Origin of the sequence: Streptomyces sp. R44 (assembly GCF_041053105.1) — a bacterium.
Lineage (GTDB): Bacteria > Actinomycetota > Actinomycetes > Streptomycetales > Streptomycetaceae > Streptomyces.
Window position 1 is genome coordinate 5,808,951 of record NZ_CP163444.1, and the last position, 17,491, is coordinate 5,826,441.

Below are 17,491 nucleotides of genomic sequence, written 5' to 3' on the forward strand. Positions count from 1 at the left end.
TCGGATGATGCGTACGCGTCCGCTGAAGGTGGCGCTGCTGGGCTGTGGAGTGGTCGGCTCAGAGGTGGCGCGCATCATGACGACGCACGCCGACGACCTCGCCGCGCGCATCGGCGCGCCGGTCGAGCTCGCCGGCGTGGCCGTCCGCCGGCCCGACAAGGTCCGCGGGGGAGTCCCCGCGGAGCTGATCACCACCGACGCGACCGCCCTCGTCAAACGCGGGGACATCGACGTCGTCGTCGAGGTCATCGGCGGCATCGAGCCGGCCCGCACCCTCATCACCACCGCCTTCGAGCACGGCGCCTCCGTCGTCTCCGCCAACAAGGCGCTGCTCGCCCAGGACGGCGCGAGCCTCTACGCCGCCGCCGAGCAGCACGGACAGGACCTCTATTACGAGGCCGCCGTCGCGGGTGCCATTCCGCTCATCCGGCCGCTGCGCGAGTCCCTCGCCGGCGACAAGATCAACCGTGTGATGGGCATCGTCAACGGCACGACGAACTTCATCCTCGACAAGATGGACTCCACCGGCGCCGGCTACCAGGAGGCCCTGGACGAGGCCACCGCGCTCGGGTACGCCGAGGCCGACCCGACCGCCGACGTCGAGGCCTTCGACGCCGCCGCCAAGGCCGCCATCCTCGCCGGGATCGCCTTCCACACGCGCGTGCGCCTCGACGACGTCTACCGCGAGGGCATGACCGAGGTGACCGCCGCCGACTTCGCCTCCGCCAAGGAGATGGGCTGCACCATCAAGCTGCTCGCGATCTGCGAGCGGGCCGCCGACGGCGAGTCCGTCACCGCGCGCGTGCACCCCGCGATGATCCCGCTCAGCCACCCGCTCGCCTCCGTCCGCGAGGCGTACAACGCGGTCTTCGTCGAGGCGGAGGCCGCCGGGCAGCTCATGTTCTACGGCCCCGGGGCGGGCGGCTCGCCGACCGCCTCGGCCGTGCTCGGCGACGTCGTCGCCGTCTGCCGCAACCGTCTCAACGAGGCGACGGGCCCCGGCGAGTCCGCGTACACCCAACTGCCCGTGAGCTCCATGGGCGAGGTCGTCACGCGGTACCACATCAGCCTCGACGTGGCCGACAAGCCGGGCGTCCTCGCCCAGGTCGCGACGGTCTTCGCCGAGCACGGCGTATCCATCGATACGGTGCGCCAGCAGGGCAAGGACGGCGAGGCCTCCCTCGTCGTCGTCACCCACCGCGCGCCCGACGCCGCCCTCTCCGGGACCGTCGAGGCGCTGCGCAAGCTCGACACCGTGCGCGGTGTCGCCAGCATCATGCGTGTTGAAGGGGAGTAAGGACCCATGACCCACAAGGGCACCCACCAGTGGCGCGGCATCATCGAGGAGTACCGGGACCGCCTTCCGGTCACGGACACGACGCCGGTCGTCACGCTCCGTGAGGGCGGCACGCCGCTCGTCCCCGCTCAGGTCCTCTCCGAGCGCACGGGCTGCGAGGTGCACCTCAAGGTCGAGGGCGCCAACCCCACCGGCTCCTTCAAGGACCGGGGCATGACCATGGCCATCACGAAGGCCAAGGAGGAGGGCGCGCAGGCCGTCATCTGCGCGTCCACCGGCAACACCTCGGCGTCCGCCGCCGCCTACGCCGTGCGCGCCGGGATGGTCTCCGCCGTCCTCGTGCCGCAGGGCAAGATCGCGCTCGGCAAGATGGGCCAGGCCCTCGTGCACGGCGCGAAGATCCTCCAGGTCGACGGCAACTTCGACGACTGCCTGACCCTGGCCCGCAGCCTCTCCGAGAACTACCCGGTGGCGCTGGTCAATTCGGTCAACCCGGTCCGCATCGAGGGCCAGAAGACCGCCGCGTTCGAGATCGTGGACATGCTGGGCGACGCCCCCGACATCCACGTGCTGCCCGTCGGCAACGCCGGCAACATCACGGCGTACTGGAAGGGGTACCGCGAGTACGCCACCGACGGTCTCGCCACCCACCGCCCGCGCATGTGGGGCTTCCAGGCCTCCGGCTCCGCCCCGCTCGTGCGCGGCGAGGTCGTCAAGGACCCGTCGACGATCGCCACCGCGATCCGCATCGGCAACCCGGCCTCGTGGGACTACGCGATCGCCGCGCGCGACGAGTCGGGCGGCTTCATCGACGAGGTGACGGACCGTGAGATCCTGCAGGCCTACCGCCTGTTGGCCGCTCAGGAGGGCGTCTTCGTCGAGCCCGCCTCGGCCGCCTCGGTCGCCGGTCTGCTGAAGGCCGCCGCGCAGGGCAAGGTCGACCCCGGCCAGACGATCGTCTGCACCGTCACCGGCAACGGCCTCAAGGACCCCGACTGGGCCGTCGCCGGCGCGCCGCAGCCGGTCACCGTCCCGGTCGACGCCGCGGCCGCCGCCGAGCGCCTCGGTCTGGCCTGAAAACAAGCAAGGCCCGCCGGTTCCTGATCGGGTGAAACCCGATCAGGAACCTACATAGGCGCACAGGATGGCTCGCGACACGCATCGTGCGCCTCCTGTGCGCCCTATGTCGCCACAGAACCTTCCTTCGATAGGCTGTACCGAACCCACCCCGACGCATATGCGCGGTGTCGTTGCCGTTGTCGCCCCCGCGGCCGAAACGGCCCCCAGGGGCCCGGGTCCCCGAGTGCTTCTCTTGCAGTACCCGTTGTCTGAAACACCGTTTTCGCAATCAAGGAGAGTCAACGAGCGATGGCCGGTCCAGCGTTCCGCGCCGCCGCCGTACGGGTGCGCGTCCCCGCCACCAGCGCCAACCTCGGCCCGGGCTTCGATGCCTTCGGCCTGTCGCTGGGGCTCTACGACGACGTCGTCGTCCGGGTCGCCGACTCCGGGCTGCACGTCGACATCGCCGGTGAGGGCGCCGAGACGCTCCCGCGCGACGAGAGCCACCTGCTCGTACGCTCCCTGCGCACGGCCTTCGACCTGCTCGGCGGACAGCCGCGCGGCCTCGAGGTCGTCTGCGCCAACCGCATCCCGCACGGCCGCGGCCTCGGCTCCTCCTCCGCCGCCATCTGCGCCGGCATCGTCGCCGCCCGCGCCGTGACCATAGGCGGGGACGCCAAGCTCGACGAGGCCGCCCTCCTGGAGCTGGCCACCGAGATCGAGGGCCACCCCGACAACGTCGCCGCCTGTCTGCTCGGCGGATTCACGCTCGCCTGGACCGAGTCCGGTGCCGCGCGGGCGATCAGGATGGATCCCTCGGATTCCATCGTTCCGGTGGTTTTCGTTCCCGGAAAGCCCGTACTGACCGAGACCGCCCGCGGACTCCTGCCGCGCACCGTCCCGCACGTGGACGCCGCCGCCAACGCCGGCCGCGCCGCCCTCCTCGTCGAGGCCCTGACCCGCCGCCCCGAGCTGCTGCTCCCGGCCACCGAGGACCGGCTGCACCAGGAGTACCGGGCCCCCGCGATGCCCGAGAGCATCGCCCTGGTGAACCGGCTGCGCGCGGACGGCGTCCCCGCGGTCATCTCCGGCGCGGGCCCCACGGTCCTCGCGCTGGCCGAACACGGGACGGCCGACAAGGTCGCCCGCCTCGCGGGCGAGGGCTGGGCCGCCAACCGGCTCGACCTCGACGCGTCCGGAGCGAGTGTCCTGCCGCTGGCGCCCTAGGCGTGTGGCGGCCGGGGCGCCGGGCAGCGCCTCGGACAGGAGATTGCCGGTGAGGGAGAGGGGGAATGTTTGTTGGAGCCGGTAGTGTTAACCTCAAGTCTGCACCCGACCTCTTTGTGGAGCGGTGCGGAGTGTCCCCATCAGGGACCACCCATTCTTCCGGGAGCCTCCCCAACTGCCTGAGCAGCCTGCCTGAGCAGTTTCGAGCACGCTCCGGAACCGGCACGACACCCCTCGCTCTTCTTTCGAGCCGAGGGCCGAGCAGGGGGCGCTCGGGCCGGACCCACAGCACGTTCTCTCTCCGCCGTACCCGGCGGGACCACCGCCCCGGACACGGTCCACGAACCAGGACCCTGCCGGACAGCACAACCGGTCGCCGAGCCAGATGGCCGACGTCCGCTCCAGGGAAGGACCCTTCGTGAGCGACACCACCGATCTGATGGGCGTGACTGCCGACAACAGTGTCGACACCGCCGCGCCCGCCGCAGGTGCCACCGGCACCGCACGGCGCCGCCGCTCCGGCACCGGCCTCGAGGGCATGGTCCTGGCCGAGCTGCAGCAGGTCGCGTCCGGCCTCGGCATCAGGGGCACCGCGCGGATGCGCAAGAGCCAGCTGATCGAGGTCATCAAGGAGGCGCAGGCCGGAGGCTCCGCCGCCCCCGCCAAGGCCGCCGACGCCACCGAGACCAAGCCGAAGCGCCGCGCCACCTCCAAGGCCCGCACGGACGAGGCCGCCGAGGCCGCCGCGCCCAAGGCGGAGAAGGCCGAGAAGGCCGTCGCCCAGCAGCAGATCGACATCCCGGGCCAGCCGGCCGCCGACGACGCCCCGGCCGGTGAGCGCCGCCGTCGTCGCGCCACCGCCCCCGCCGGATCCCCGGAGGGCGAGGCGAAGGCCGAGGCCACCCAGGTCGTCAAGACCGAGGCCCGTACCGAGACCCGTGAGGTCAAGGCCGAGCCGCAGGCCGACGCCAAGGCCGAGACCGCCGTCGACACCGCCGAGGGCCGCGGCCGCCGCGACCGCGGCGAGCGGGGCGAGCGCGGGGAGCGCGGCGACCGCCGTGACCGCCGTGACCGCCAGCGCGACCGCAAGGGCGACGAGCAGCAGGGCGGTGGCCAGGGCGGCCAGCGTCAGCGCCAGGGCGGCCAGGGCCAGGGTCAGGGCCAGCAGGGTGGCCAGCAGGCCGGCCCGCAGGACGACTACGACGACGAGGCGGGCGGCCGTCGCGGCCGTCGCGGGCGCTACCGCGACCGCCGTGGCCGTCGCGGCCGTGACGACTTCCAGGCCGGCGAGCCGCAGGTCGCCGACGACGATGTCCTGATCCCCGTCGCGGGCATCCTCGACATCCTCGACAACTACGCGTTCATCCGGACCTCCGGCTACCTGCCCGGCCCGAACGACGTGTACGTCTCCCTCGCCCAGGTCCGCAAGAACGGCCTGCGCAAGGGTGACCACGTCACCGGTGCCGTGCGTCAGCCGAAGGAGGGCGAGCGCCGCGAGAAGTTCAACGCGCTCGTTCGCCTGGACTCCGCGAACGGCATGGCCGCCGACTCCGGCCGCGGCCGCCCGGAGTTCAACAAGCTGACCCCGCTCTACCCCCAGGACCGGCTCCGTCTGGAGACCGACCCGGGCGTGCTCACCACCCGCATCATCGACCTCGTGTCGCCGATCGGTAAGGGTCAGCGCGGTCTGATCGTGGCCCCGCCGAAGACCGGCAAGACCATGATCATGCAGGCGATCGCCAACGCGATCACGCACAACAACCCCGAGTGCCACCTGATGGTCGTCCTGGTCGACGAGCGTCCGGAAGAGGTCACCGACATGCAGCGGTCGGTCAAGGGCGAGGTCATCTCCTCGACCTTCGACCGTCCGGCCGAGGACCACACCACCGTCGCCGAGCTGGCCATCGAGCGCGCCAAGCGCCTCGTGGAGCTGGGTCACGACGTGGTCGTCCTGCTCGACTCCATCACCCGTCTGGGCCGCGCGTACAACCTCGCGGCGCCCGCCTCCGGCCGCATCCTGTCCGGTGGTGTCGACTCGACCGCGCTCTACCCGCCGAAGCGCTTCTTCGGTGCCGCGCGCAACATCGAGGACGGCGGCTCGCTGACCATCCTGGCCACCGCGCTGGTCGACACCGGCTCGCGGATGGACGAGGTGATCTTCGAGGAGTTCAAGGGCACCGGCAACATGGAGCTCAAGCTCGACCGCAAGCTCGCCGACAAGCGCATCTTCCCGGCCGTCGACGTCGACGCCTCGGGCACGCGCAAGGAGGAGATCCTCCTCGGCAGCGACGAGCTCGCCGTCACCTGGAAGCTGCGTCGCGTGCTCCACGCGCTCGACCAGCAGCAGGCGATCGAGCTGCTGCTCGACAAGATGAAGCAGACCAAGTCGAACGGCGAGTTCCTGCTCCAGATCCAGAAGACGACGCCGGGCGGCAACAACGACTGACGCGAGAGCTGCGTCACACGACGAGAGCCGGGCCCCGGGCCCGTAACCCCGTCGTGACCTGCGTGAACCACTGCGCCCACCGTGTCCGCACGGTGGGCGCAGTGCTGTGTCCGCTCAAACCTCATAGGTCCGTATGCAACCCTTTCGGGTGCTTCGCCGTCACAGAAGGTGAATCCGAGGGCGTCACAGAAGGCATTCGAGGGCCGAGGGAAGACGATGACCGAGCAGAGCAAGACCGGCCGCGCACGCGGCGCGGGCAGCGGCCGACGCCGCAGGCCGCCCGCCAAGCGGCGCAAGGCGCCGATCCTGATATCGGGGGCCGTCGCGGTCCTCGTCCTCGGCGGCGCCGGACTCGGCTACGTGTACGTCAAGCTCGACGGCAACCTCAAGGGCGTCGACATCAACGCCCAGCTCGGCACCGAACGCCCCCAGAACGTCGACAACGGCTCCGTCGACATCCTCGTCCTCGGCTCCGACTCCCGCTCCGGCGACAACGGCGCCTACGGCAAGGACGAGGGCGGCGCCCGCTCCGACACCGCGATGGTCGTGCACGTCTACGAGGGCCACAAGAGGGCGAGCGTGGTCTCCATACCCCGCGACACCCTCATAGACCGGCCCTCCTGCACCGACGCGAAGGGGACGGCCGTCGCCGGCGAGCGGCGGGCCATGTTCAACACCGCGTACGAGGTCGGCGGCCCCGCCTGCGCCGTCAAGACCGTCGAGTCGATGTCCGGCATCCGCATGGACCACTACATCGAGGTCGACTTCACCGGCTTCAAGAAGCTCATCGACGAACTCGGCGGCGTCGAGATCACCACCACGCAGGCCATCAAGGACTCCAAGAGCCACCTCGACCTCGCCCCGGGCACGCACACCCTCGACGGCGAGCAGTCCCTCGGCCTCGTCCGTACCCGCAAGAGCGTCGGCGACGGCAGCGACCTCGGCCGCATCCAGCTCCAGCAGGCCTTCATGAAGGCCTTCGTGAACCAGGTCAAGGACGTCGGCGTCCTCACCGATCCGACGAAGCTGTACGGGCTCGCCGACGCCGCCACCAAGGCCATCACGCCCGACTCCGAGCTCGACTCGGTCCAGGAGCTGATGGGCTTCGCCAAGGGGCTCTCCGGCATCGGCGCCCAGAACATCCACATGGTCACCCTGCCCGTCGAGTACGACCCCCGGGACCCCAACCGCGTCGTGCCCCTCGAAGCCCAGTCCGCACAGGTCTGGAAGGCCCTCAAGGGCGACCTGCCGATCCCCGCGTCGGCCACGGAGGACACCGCCACCGGCAAGGCCGGCGGCCTCGTGAAGTGACCCGGGAATACCTCGGGACCGACCCCCGTTTTGGGAGATGCGGCCGGTCCTGGCAGACTGGTACGTCGGCCCCGGTTCACGCTGTCCGCAACCCGCGGCGGCGACCCGGCGCCCTCCCGAAACTAGGAGACACCTTGAAGCGCGAAATCCACCCCGAGTACGTCGAGACGCAGGTCAGCTGCACCTGTGGCGCGTCGTTCACCACTCGTAGCACCCTGACCGAGGGCACCATCCGTGCCGAGGTCTGCTCCGAGTGCCACCCGTTCTACACGGGCAAGCAGAAGATCCTCGACACCGGTGGCCGCGTGGCCCGCTTCGAGGCCCGCTTCGGCAAGGCCGGCTCCGCCAAGTAGCGAGCCCCTGCGCCGGTCCACGGTCGCCCCGCGCGGGTGGCCGGGACCGGCGCTTTGCCGTCCCGTAGCAACTGACGAAAACCCCAGGAGCCCCCGATGTTCGAGGCGGTCGAGGAACTGGTCGGCGAGCACGCCGACCTCGAGACGAAGCTCGCGGACCCTTCGGTCCACGCCGATCAGGCGAACGCGCGCAAGCTCAACAAGCGCTACGCCGAGCTGACCCCGATCGTCGCCACCTACCGCTCCTGGAAGCAGACCGGTGACGACATCGAGACGGCGCGCGAGCTGATGCACGACGACCCCGACTTCGCCGCCGAGGTCAAGGAGCTCGAGAAGCAGCGCGAGGAGCTCACCGACAAGCTCCGCCTGCTCCTCGTCCCGCGCGACCCGAGCGACGACAAGGACGTCATCCTGGAGATCAAGGCGGGCGCAGGCGGCGACGAGTCCGCGCTCTTCGCCGGCGACCTCCTCCGGATGTACCTGCGGTACGCCGAGCGCGTCGGCTGGAAGACCGAGATCATCGACGCCACCGAGTCCGAGCTCGGCGGCTACAAGGACGTCCAGGTCGCCGTGAAGACCAAGGGCGGCAACGGCGCCACCGAGCCCGGCCAGGGCGTCTGGGCCCGGCTCAAGTACGAGGGCGGGGTGCACCGCGTCCAGCGCGTGCCCGCCACCGAGTCCGCCGGCCGCATCCACACCTCCGCCGCCGGCGTGCTCGTCACGCCCGAGGCCGAGGAGGTCGACGTCGAGATCCACGCCAACGACCTGCGCATCGACGTCTACCGTTCGTCCGGCCCCGGCGGCCAGTCGGTCAACACCACCGACTCCGCCGTCCGCATCACGCACCTGCCGACCGGCATCGTCGCCTCCTGCCAGAACGAGAAGAGCCAGCTCCAGAACAAGGAGCAGGCCATGCGCATCCTGCGCTCCCGGCTCCTCGCCGCCGCCCAGGAGAAGGCCGAGGCCGAGGCCGCCGACGCCCGCCGCAGCCAGGTCCGCACCGTCGACCGGTCCGAGAAGATCCGTACGTACAACTTCCCGGAGAACCGGATCTCCGACCACCGCGTCGGCTTCAAGGCGTACAACCTGGACCAGGTGCTCGACGGCGATCTGGACACCATGATCCAGGCCTGCGTCGACGCCGACTCGGCGGCGAAGCTCGCCGCAGCGTAAGGCGGGCGAACCCGCCGCAGCGTAAGGCCCCCCTCAAGCCCCACCCCGCACCACGGAGGACCAGCGTGAACCTGCTGCTTGCCGAGGTGGCCCAGGCCACCCAGCGGCTGGCCGACGCCGGCGTTCCCTCACCGCGTTTCGACGCCGAGGAGCTCGCCGCGTTCGTGCACGGCGTCAAGCGGGGGGAGCTGCACAGCGTCAAGGACGCGGACTTCGACGCCCGCTACTGGGAGGCCGTCGCCCGCCGAGAGGCCCGCGAGCCGCTCCAGCACATCACCGGCCGGGCGTTCTTCCGCTACCTGGAGCTCCAGGTGGGGCCCGGCGTCTTCGTGCCCCGCCCGGAGACCGAGTCGGTCGTCGGCTGGGCCATAGACGCCGTACGCGCCATGGACGTCGTCGAACCGCTCGTCGTCGACCTGTGCACCGGCTCCGGGGCGATCGCCCTCGCGCTCGCCCAGGAGGTGCCGCGCTCGCGCGTCCACGCCGTCGAGCTGTCCGAGGACGCGCTGGCGTGGACCCGCAAGAACGTCGAGGGCTCCCGCGTCACGCTGCACGAGGGCGACGCGCTCACCTCGCTGCCGGAGCTCGACGGCCAGGTCGACCTGGTCGTCTCCAACCCGCCGTACATCCCGCTCACCGAGTGGGAGTACGTGGCGCCCGAGGCCCGCGACCACGACCCGGAGATGGCGCTCTTCTCCGGCGAGGACGGCCTCGACTTCATCCGCGGTCTGGAGCGCACGGCGCACCGTCTCCTCCGCCCCGGCGGCCTCGTCGTCGTCGAGCACGCGGACACCCAGGGCGGCCAGGTGCCGTGGATCTTCAACGAGGAGGCCGGCTGGGTCGACGCCGCCGACCACCCCGACCTGAACAACCGGCCGCGGTTCGCGACCGCCCGCAAGGCGATGCCATGAGCAAGCACGACGTGTACGAGGAGGACGGGAACTGATGGCACGGCGATACGACTGCAACGAGTCGACCGACCGCGTGACCGGTCTGCGCGAGGCCGCGTCCGCCGTCCGCCGGGGCGAGCTGGTCGTGCTTCCCACCGACACCGTGTACGGGATCGGGGCGGACGCCTTCAGCAGCGAGGCCGTCGGCGACCTGCTCGCCGCCAAGGGCCGCGGCCGCAACACGCCCACGCCCGTGCTCATCGGCTCCCCGAACACCCTCCACGGCCTGGTCACCGACTTCTCCGAGCAGGCCTGGGAGCTCGTCGACGCCTTCTGGCCCGGCGCGCTCACCCTCGTCGCCAAGCACCAGCCGTCCCTGCAGTGGGACCTCGGCGACAGCCGGGGCACCGTCGCCATCCGGATGCCGCTGCACCCGGTCGCGATCGAACTGCTCACCGAGGTCGGCCCGATGGCCGTCACCTCGGCCAACCTCATCGGCCACCCGGCGCCGGAGGACTGCGACGCGGCGCAGGGCATGCTCGGCGACTCCGTCTCCGTCTACCTCGACGGCGGCCCGACGCCCGGCATCGTCCCCTCGTCCATCGTCGACGTCACGGGCAAGGTGCCGGTGCTGCTGCGCGAGGGCTCGCTCTCCCCGGAGGAGCTCCGGAAGGTCGTACCCGACCTCGAGGTGGCCAGTTGACCGCCCCTGAGGGGCGTGGCATAGCGGGGCACGAAGACAGCGACACCTTCCGCATCCTCCACGTCAGCACCGGCAACGTCTGCCGCTCGCCGATCACCGAGCGGCTGACCCGCCATGCCCTGAGCGACCGCCTCGGCGACCCCCTCGGCGGCGGCCTCATCGTGGAGAGCGCGGGCACGTGGGGCCACGAGGGCGCCCCCATGGAGACCAACGCCGAACTGGTCCTCGCCGACTTCGGCGCGGACTACAGCGGCTTCGTGGGCCGCGAGCTCCTCGACGAGCACGTCATCCGCGCCGACCTCGTCCTGACGGCGACCCGCGACCACCGGGCGCAGGTCATCTCGATGGGCCACTCGGCGGGTCTGCGCACCTTCACCCTGAAGGAGTTCACCCGTCTGGTCCGCGCGATCGACCCGGCGACCCTGCCGGACCCGCGCGCCGAGGGCATGGTGGAACGCGCCCGCGCCCTGGTCCGCGCGGCAGCGGCTCTACGCGGGTGGCTCCTGGCCCCCTCACTGGACGCCGACGAGGTCAACGACCCGTACGGAGCGCCGATCACCTTCTTCCGTTCGATCGGTGACGAGATCAACGAGGCGCTGGACCCGGTGGTGACGGCCCTGACGGGCGTCTCGGCCCGTCGCTGAGCGGCCCGGTGCCCCGTCCGCTGCCCGCGAGGCCCCCGTGGCCACGGCTCTGACGGGTGTCCGTGCCAGGCGCTGACAGGCGGGGGTGCGGGGGCGCGCCTACATTGGTGGCATGCCGGTCACCGCGCCCCCCGATGAGGAACTCGACGTCCTGCGCCGGCAGGACCCCGAGGTCGCCGATGTGCTGCTCGGTGAGACGCGGCGGCAGTCCGACAGTCTGCAGCTGATCGCGGCCGAGAACTTCACGTCGCCCGCGGTGCTCGCCGCGCTCGGCTCGCCGCTCGCCAACAAGTACGCCGAGGGGTATCCCGGTGCCCGGCACCACGGCGGCTGCGAGTTCGCCGACGCCGTCGAGCGGATCGCCGTCGAGCGGGCCACGGCGCTCTTCGGAGCCGACCACGCGAACGTGCAGTCCCACTCCGGCTCCTCGGCCGTCCTGGCGGCGTACGCGGCCCTTCTCAGGCCCGGTGACACGGTTCTGGCCATGGGGCTGGGGCACGGCGGGCACCTCACGCACGGGTCGCCCGCCAATTTCTCCGGCCGCTGGTTCGACTTCGTGCCCTACGGCGTCGACGCCGAGACCGGGCTCGTCGACTACGAGCAGGTCGCCGCCCTCGCCCGGCACCACCGTCCCAAGGCGATCGTCTGCGGGTCGATCTCCTATCCCCGCCACCTCGACTACGCGATCTTCCGGGAGATCGCCGACGAGGTCGGGGCCTATCTGATCGCCGACGCCGCCCATCCCATCGGCCTCGTCGCCGGGGGAGCGGCCCCCAGCCCCGTCCCGTACGCCGACGTCGTCTGCGCGACGACGCACAAGGTGCTGCGCGGACCGCGCGGCGGAATGATCCTGTGCGGCGAGGAGCTCGCGGGGCGGATCGACCGGGCGGTGTTCCCGTTCACCCAGGGCGGCGCCCAGATGCACACGATCGCCGCGAAGGCGGTGGCCTTCGGCGAGGCGTCCACCCCGGCGTTCACCGCGTACGCCCATCAGGTGGTCGAACACGCCAGGGTCCTCGCCGCCGCCCTCGCCGCCGAGGGCTTCGCGCTGACCACCGGCGGCACGGACACGCACCTCATCACCGCCGACCCCGCCCCGCTCGGCGTCGACGGACGCACCGCCCGCGCCCGGCTGGCCGCCGCGGGCATGGTGCTCGACACCTGCGCCCTTCCGTACGGGGAGGTGCGCGGGATCCGGCTCGGCACCGCCGCCGTCACCACGCAGGGCATGGGCGCCCCGGAGATGGCGAGAATTGCCGCACTGTTCACCGTCGCGTTGCGCGACGACCCCGGAGAGACGGCCCGGGTACGGGCGGAAGTAAGGGAGCTGACCTCCCGATTTCCCCCGTATGGGCCCTGACCGCAGGCCGAGCGCAACCGTTCGGGAGGCCCAGGTGTCTCCAAGCACATGGACGGCACGGCTAGGGTGTGGGGCTGAGATGGCCAGCGATTCCTGTGGGGCAGCCCGTGCGTGATTACCTGCTGACGCTCTGTGTCACGGCCGCGGTGACCTATCTGCTCACCGGTCCGGTGCGGAAGTTCGCCATCGCGACCGGCGCGATGCCGGAGATCCGCGCCCGCGACGTGCACCGAGAACCGACTCCGCGGCTCGGTGGCATCGCCATGTTCTTCGGGCTGTGCGCGGGACTCCTCGTCGCCGACCACCTGCAGAACCTGAACAGCGTCTTCGAGCAGTCCAACGAGCCCCGCGCGCTGCTCTCCGGCGCCGCCCTGATCTGGCTGATCGGTGTCCTCGACGACAAGTTCGAGCTGGACGCGCTCATCAAGCTGGGCGCGCAGATGATCTCGGCGGGCGTGATGGTCGCGCAGGGTCTGACGATCCTGTGGCTGCCGATCCCCGGTGTCGGCACGGTCGCCCTCACCCCGTGGCAGGGCACGCTCCTGACGGTCGCCCTGGTGGTCCTCACCATCAACGCCGTGAACTTCGTCGACGGCCTCGACGGGCTCGCCGCCGGCATGGTCTGCATCGCCGCCGCGGCCTTCTTCCTGTACGCGTACCGCCTCTGGTACGGCTACACGATCGAGGCGGCCGCCCCCGCGACCCTCTTCGCCGCCATCCTCATGGGCATGTGCCTGGGCTTCCTGCCGCACAACATGCACCCGGCGCGGATCTTCATGGGCGACTCCGGCTCGATGCTGATCGGCCTGATCCTCGCGGCCTCCGCCATCTCGATCACCGGCCAGGTCGACCCCGACGCGCTGAAGATCTTCGAGGGCTCGACCCGGCAGGCCACGCACGCCGCCCTGCCCGTCTTCATCCCGCTCGTGCTGCCGCTGACGATCATCGCCATCCCGATGGCCGACCTGGTCCTCGCGATCGTGCGCCGCACCTGGAAGGGCCAGTCGCCCTTCGCGGCCGACCGGGGTCACCTCCACCACCGGCTCCTGGAGATCGGGCACTCGCACAGCCGCGCGGTGCTGATCATGTACTTCTGGTCGGCGCTCATCGCCTTCGGCACGCTGGCCTACTCGGTCCACTCGACGTCGATGTGGATCGTCCTCGGGGTCGTCGCGCTGAGCGCGATCGGCCTGGTGCTGCTCCTGCTGCCGCGGTTCACGCCGCGCGCCCCCCGCTGGGCCCAGTCCGTCGTGCCGCCCCGCTACCGCCGCCGCAAGCCGGCCGTCGTGCCGGCGGAGGCCGCCGGGGCCGCTGTGCCGGAAGAGGTCGAGGAGGAGCGGGAGCCGGTGCCGGCCGGGGTCAACGGGGCGACCGCCATCGGTCACCGTTCGCGCTTCACCGACAGGAGTAAGGCCGGGGCGCGCGGTTGACGAAAGCCCCATCCGGGGTCAATAGCAGACAAGGTGCCCCGCTGTCGCGCACACACGCGCAGGGTCACTCTCATGTGTGACCGTTGGCACACCTTATGGGTAAAGACCTATTCAAATAGTTTGTGATACGGTTCACGAGACCCGGCGACAGTGCCGAAAGACCGTAGTGCGACGGTCTGTTGGCCCCGAGACCCACCTCGGACCGGGCTTACGCTCGTCCATGACGACACCATCGCCCCCTCCAGAGCAAGCGGAGACACCGCCATGCCGTCGAACGACGCACGCATCCTTCTGCACACCGCCGTACCCACCGCAGCCGTCGGCGCCATCGCCACGGTCATCAGCGGGGTGGTCGCCGGGGGCAAGGGTGCGCTCGGTGCCGTTGTCGGCACCCTGGTGGTCATCCTCTTCATGGGGATCGGGCAGCTGGTTCTCCAGCGGACGGCGAAGTCGCTTCCGCACCTCTTCCAGGCCATGGGGCTGATGCTCTACACGGCCCAGCTGCTGGTGCTCTTCATCTTCCTGGCCTTGCTGAAGAACACGACGCTGTTCGACTTCAAGGCCTTCGCCTTCACGCTGCTCGCGACGACCGTGGTGTGGGTCGCCGCACAGGCCCGGGCCTACATGAAGGCCAAGATCACGTACATCGACCCCGGAAACACGGGGTCCAAGTCGTGAAGGGTAGGGCCGGGATAAAGCCGCGTTCGGCTTCCTGCTATCGTCCGGTGCCAACTGCGGCACTGCGGACGCGGGCATCCGAAACGGCGCCTGTCCCAGCGAGAGGCTCGATGCCGAACCGCCGCCCCCTTATCCGTAAGACCAGTCCAGTGCCGACCCGCGGCTGCGCGCCGCGCCGACACAACGAGGTTGCCGTACCTATGCGCCACGCTGAAGGAGCCCGCGGTGAGTGCTGACCAGACGCTTGCCTTCGACCCGGATTGCCACATCTTCTCTGGATGTGGCTTCCCGGCGCCGGGCCTGCACACGTTCATGTACGAGCCCATCGCCACGGTGGCCGGCATCGAGATCACCAAGCCGATGCTGCTTGCTCTGCTGGGCTCCATCGTGGTCGTCGGGTTCTTCTGGGCCGCCTTCAACAAGCCCAAGCTGATCCCCGGCAAGATGCAGATGGTCGGCGAGGCCGGTTACGACTTCGTGCGCCGCGGCATCGTCTACGAGATCATCGGCAAGAAGGACGGCGAGAAGTACGTCCCCTTCATGGTGTCGCTGTTCTTCTTCGTCTGGATCATGAACCTCTGGTCGATCATTCCGCTCGCCCAGTTCCCGGTCACCTCGCTGATCGCCTTCCCGGCCGGTCTCGCGCTGATCGTGTACGTCATGTGGATCTCGCTCACCTTCAAGAAGCACGGCTTCGTGGGCGGCTGGAAGAACATCGTCGGTTACGACAAGTCCCTCGGTGCCATCCTCCCGATGGTCGTCGTCCTCGAGTTCTTCTCGAACCTCCTGATCCGGCCCTTCACGCACGCGGTGCGACTGTTCGCGAACATGTTCGCCGGTCACCTGCTGATCGTGATGTTCTCGCTGGCCACCTGGTACCTCATGAACGGCCTGGGCTTCGTCTACGCCGGCGCCTCGTTCGTGATGGTCCTCGTGATGACGGCCTTCGAGCTCTTCATCCAGGCCGTCCAGGCGTACGTCTTCGTCCTCCTGGCCTGCAGCTACGTCCAGGGCGCGCTCTCCGAGCACCACTGAGCCGTCAAGGCCCCGTAGCTCCACCCCCGAAACCATCAGTCGTCCGGTGGCCAACCCCCATCGGGTCATTGAACAGAGAAGGAAGTATCGGCATGTCCGCTGCTCTCGACATGATCAACCTTGCCGCCGAAGGTGGCAGCGCCAAGACCAACGTCGTCGGCAACGTCGCCTCGATCGGTTACGGCCTCGCCGCGATCGGCCCCGGCGTCGGCGTCGGCATCATCTTCGGTAACGGTACGCAGGCGCTCGCCCGCCAGCCCGAGGCCGCCGGTCTCATCCGTACCAACCAGATCATGGGCTTCGCCTTCTGTGAGGCGCTCGCCCTCATCGGCATCGTCATGGGCTTCGTCTACCAGTAAGCCGGACCGACTGCCAGATTCTTTTTACGGAAGGCACTGATGTGAACGCTCTGCTTCTTGCGGCAGCGGAGGAGCCTCAGCCTCCTCTGATCCCGCATCTCGACGAGCTCGTCATCGGCCTGATCGCCTTCGTCATCGTCTTCGGCTTCCTCGCCAAGAAGCTCCTCCCGAACATCAACAAGGTTCTGGAAGAGCGTCGCGAGGCCATCGAGGGTGGCATCGAGAAGGCCGAGTCGGCCCAGATCGAGGCTCAGAGTGTGCTGGAGCAGTACAAGGCCCAGCTCGCCGAGGCCCGCCACGAGGCCGCGCGTCTTCGCCAGGAGGCGACGGAGCAGGGCACCGCGATCATCCAGGAGATGAAGGCGGAAGGCCAGCGCCAGCGCGAGGAGATCATCGCGGCCGGCCACACGCAGATCGAGGCCGACCGCAAGGCCGCGTCCGCGTCGCTGCGTCAGGACGTGGGCAAGCTCGCCACCGACCTGGCCGGCAAGCTGGTCGGCGAGTCCCTCGAGGACGCCGCCCGCCAGAGCCGCACCATCGACCGCTTCCTCGACGAGCTCGAGGAGAAGGCCGAGGCTGTCCGATGAACGGAGCGAGCCGCGAGGCACTGGCCGCCGCCCGTGAGTCCCTCGACGCGCTGACCGACAACACCCCGGTCGACGCGACGAAGCTCGCGGACGAGCTGGCCGCAGTCACCGTGCTGCTCGACCGCGAGGTGTCGCTGCGCCGGGTCCTGACCGACCCCGCGCAGGCGGGTGAGGCCAAGGCCGAGCTCGCGCAGCGACTCCTGCGTGGACAGGTGGGCGGCGAGACCGTCGACCTGGTCTCGGGCATGGTCCGTTCCCGCTGGTCGCGCTCGCGTGACCTGGTCGACGCGACCGAGGAGCTGGCGAACACCGCCGACCTCACCGCGGCGCAGAAGGCGGGCGCTCTGGACGACGTCGAGGACGAGCTGTTCCGGTTCGGCCGGATCGTGTCCTCCAGCAACGAGCTGCGCTCGGCGCTGACGGACAAGGCCGCCACGGCCACCGCGAAGGGCACGCTGCTCCGCAGCCTGCTCGGCGGCAAGGCCCACGCGACCACCGAGCGTCTGGTCGTCCGTCTGGTGACCCAGCCCCGGGGACGTAGCCTGGAAGCGGGACTCGAGTCCCTGTCCAAGCTCGCCGCGGCGCGCCGGGACCGGATGGTCGCCGTCGTCACCTCGGCGGTGCCGCTGTCGGACCGGCAGAAGCAGCGCCTCGGTGCCGTCCTGGCGAAGCTGTACGGCCGCGAGATGCACCTGAACCTGGACGTGGACCCCTCGGTCCTCGGCGGGATCACGGTGCGGGTCGGCGACGAGGTCATCGACGGTTCCATCGCGGAGCGCCTCGGCGAGGCGACCCGTCGACTGGCCGGCTGACGCAGCGACCACAGCAGCACCAGCAGCACAGCAACACAGCATCACCAGCGGCCCGGTTGGGCCGTGCAGAGATTGCAGAAGATTCCTGGGGGTCGGCCCCCAGACCCCTTAAGAAACTTCGGGCCCA

Annotated in this window: 17 protein-coding genes; all 17 read left to right on the plus strand. The window is 70.3% G+C overall.

Annotated elements, in window-relative coordinates; all coding sequences use genetic code 11:
- The first annotated feature begins 4 nt into the window (after positions 1-4).
- The 17 genes from AB5J54_RS27205 to AB5J54_RS27285 all read left to right on the plus strand — a co-directional run bounded on the left by AB5J54_RS27205 (position 5) and on the right by AB5J54_RS27285 (position 17,364).
- Positions 5-1,297, plus strand: a complete 1,293-nt coding sequence (locus AB5J54_RS27205) for a homoserine dehydrogenase (RefSeq protein ID WP_369146526.1) — start codon at positions 5-7, stop codon at positions 1,295-1,297.
- A 6-nt stretch (positions 1,298-1,303) separates the two neighbouring features.
- Positions 1,304-2,374, plus strand: a complete 1,071-nt coding sequence (gene thrC, locus AB5J54_RS27210) for a threonine synthase (RefSeq protein WP_369146527.1) — start codon at positions 1,304-1,306, stop codon at positions 2,372-2,374.
- A 291-nt stretch (positions 2,375-2,665) separates the two neighbouring features.
- The gene (gene thrB, locus AB5J54_RS27215) at positions 2,666-3,583 is read left to right on the plus strand and encodes a homoserine kinase (RefSeq protein ID WP_369146528.1); all 918 of its coding nucleotides are present in this window, start codon (positions 2,666-2,668) and stop codon (positions 3,581-3,583) included.
- A 385-nt stretch (positions 3,584-3,968) separates the two neighbouring features.
- Positions 3,969-6,029, plus strand: coding sequence for a transcription termination factor Rho (rho, locus tag AB5J54_RS27220; protein WP_369146529.1), 2,061 nt, complete (start codon positions 3,969-3,971; stop codon positions 6,027-6,029).
- Between the two features lie 216 nt (positions 6,030-6,245).
- Complete coding sequence (locus AB5J54_RS27225) at positions 6,246-7,340, plus strand: LCP family protein (protein WP_369146530.1); 1,095 nt, start codon at positions 6,246-6,248, stop codon at positions 7,338-7,340.
- A 134-nt stretch (positions 7,341-7,474) separates the two neighbouring features.
- The gene (rpmE, locus tag AB5J54_RS27230; protein ID WP_030321069.1) at positions 7,475-7,693 is read left to right on the plus strand and encodes a 50S ribosomal protein L31; all 219 of its coding nucleotides are present in this window, start codon (positions 7,475-7,477) and stop codon (positions 7,691-7,693) included.
- Between the two features lie 96 nt (positions 7,694-7,789).
- Positions 7,790-8,866: a peptide chain release factor 1 gene (gene prfA, locus AB5J54_RS27235; protein ID WP_369146531.1), complete on the plus strand. Its 1,077-nt coding sequence runs from the start codon at positions 7,790-7,792 to the stop codon at positions 8,864-8,866.
- A 65-nt stretch (positions 8,867-8,931) separates the two neighbouring features.
- The gene (prmC, locus tag AB5J54_RS27240) at positions 8,932-9,777 is read left to right on the plus strand and encodes a peptide chain release factor N(5)-glutamine methyltransferase (protein WP_369146532.1); all 846 of its coding nucleotides are present in this window, start codon (positions 8,932-8,934) and stop codon (positions 9,775-9,777) included.
- A 34-nt stretch (positions 9,778-9,811) separates the two neighbouring features.
- Complete coding sequence (locus AB5J54_RS27245) at positions 9,812-10,459, plus strand: L-threonylcarbamoyladenylate synthase (protein WP_369146533.1); 648 nt, start codon at positions 9,812-9,814, stop codon at positions 10,457-10,459.
- The gene (locus tag AB5J54_RS27250) at positions 10,456-11,103 is read left to right on the plus strand and encodes a protein-tyrosine-phosphatase (protein ID WP_369146534.1); all 648 of its coding nucleotides are present in this window, start codon (positions 10,456-10,458) and stop codon (positions 11,101-11,103) included. Before AB5J54_RS27245 ends, AB5J54_RS27250 begins: the two co-directional genes overlap by 4 nt.
- 112 nt (positions 11,104-11,215) lie before the next feature.
- Positions 11,216-12,463, plus strand: a complete 1,248-nt coding sequence (gene glyA, locus AB5J54_RS27255; protein ID WP_369146535.1) for a serine hydroxymethyltransferase — start codon at positions 11,216-11,218, stop codon at positions 12,461-12,463.
- A 107-nt stretch (positions 12,464-12,570) separates the two neighbouring features.
- Positions 12,571-13,893: an MraY family glycosyltransferase gene (locus AB5J54_RS27260; RefSeq protein WP_369146536.1), complete on the plus strand. Its 1,323-nt coding sequence runs from the start codon at positions 12,571-12,573 to the stop codon at positions 13,891-13,893.
- Between the two features lie 264 nt (positions 13,894-14,157).
- Positions 14,158-14,571 carry a hypothetical protein gene (locus tag AB5J54_RS27265; protein WP_369146537.1) on the plus strand — a complete coding sequence of 138 codons (414 nt, stop codon included), beginning with the start codon at positions 14,158-14,160 and terminating at the stop codon, positions 14,569-14,571.
- 225 nt (positions 14,572-14,796) lie between these two features.
- Positions 14,797-15,606: a F0F1 ATP synthase subunit A gene (gene atpB, locus AB5J54_RS27270; protein WP_369146538.1), complete on the plus strand. Its 810-nt coding sequence runs from the start codon at positions 14,797-14,799 to the stop codon at positions 15,604-15,606.
- A gap of 92 nt (positions 15,607-15,698) precedes the next feature.
- Complete coding sequence (gene atpE / locus AB5J54_RS27275) at positions 15,699-15,965, plus strand: ATP synthase F0 subunit C (protein ID WP_024761915.1); 267 nt, start codon at positions 15,699-15,701, stop codon at positions 15,963-15,965.
- A gap of 41 nt (positions 15,966-16,006) precedes the next feature.
- Positions 16,007-16,552: a F0F1 ATP synthase subunit B gene (locus AB5J54_RS27280; protein ID WP_369146539.1), complete on the plus strand. Its 546-nt coding sequence runs from the start codon at positions 16,007-16,009 to the stop codon at positions 16,550-16,552.
- Entirely contained in the window at positions 16,549-17,364 is an 816-nt protein-coding gene (locus AB5J54_RS27285; protein ID WP_369146541.1) for a F0F1 ATP synthase subunit delta, read from the plus strand. Before AB5J54_RS27280 ends, AB5J54_RS27285 begins: the two co-directional genes overlap by 4 nt.
- The last annotated feature ends 127 nt before the right edge of the window (positions 17,365-17,491 follow it).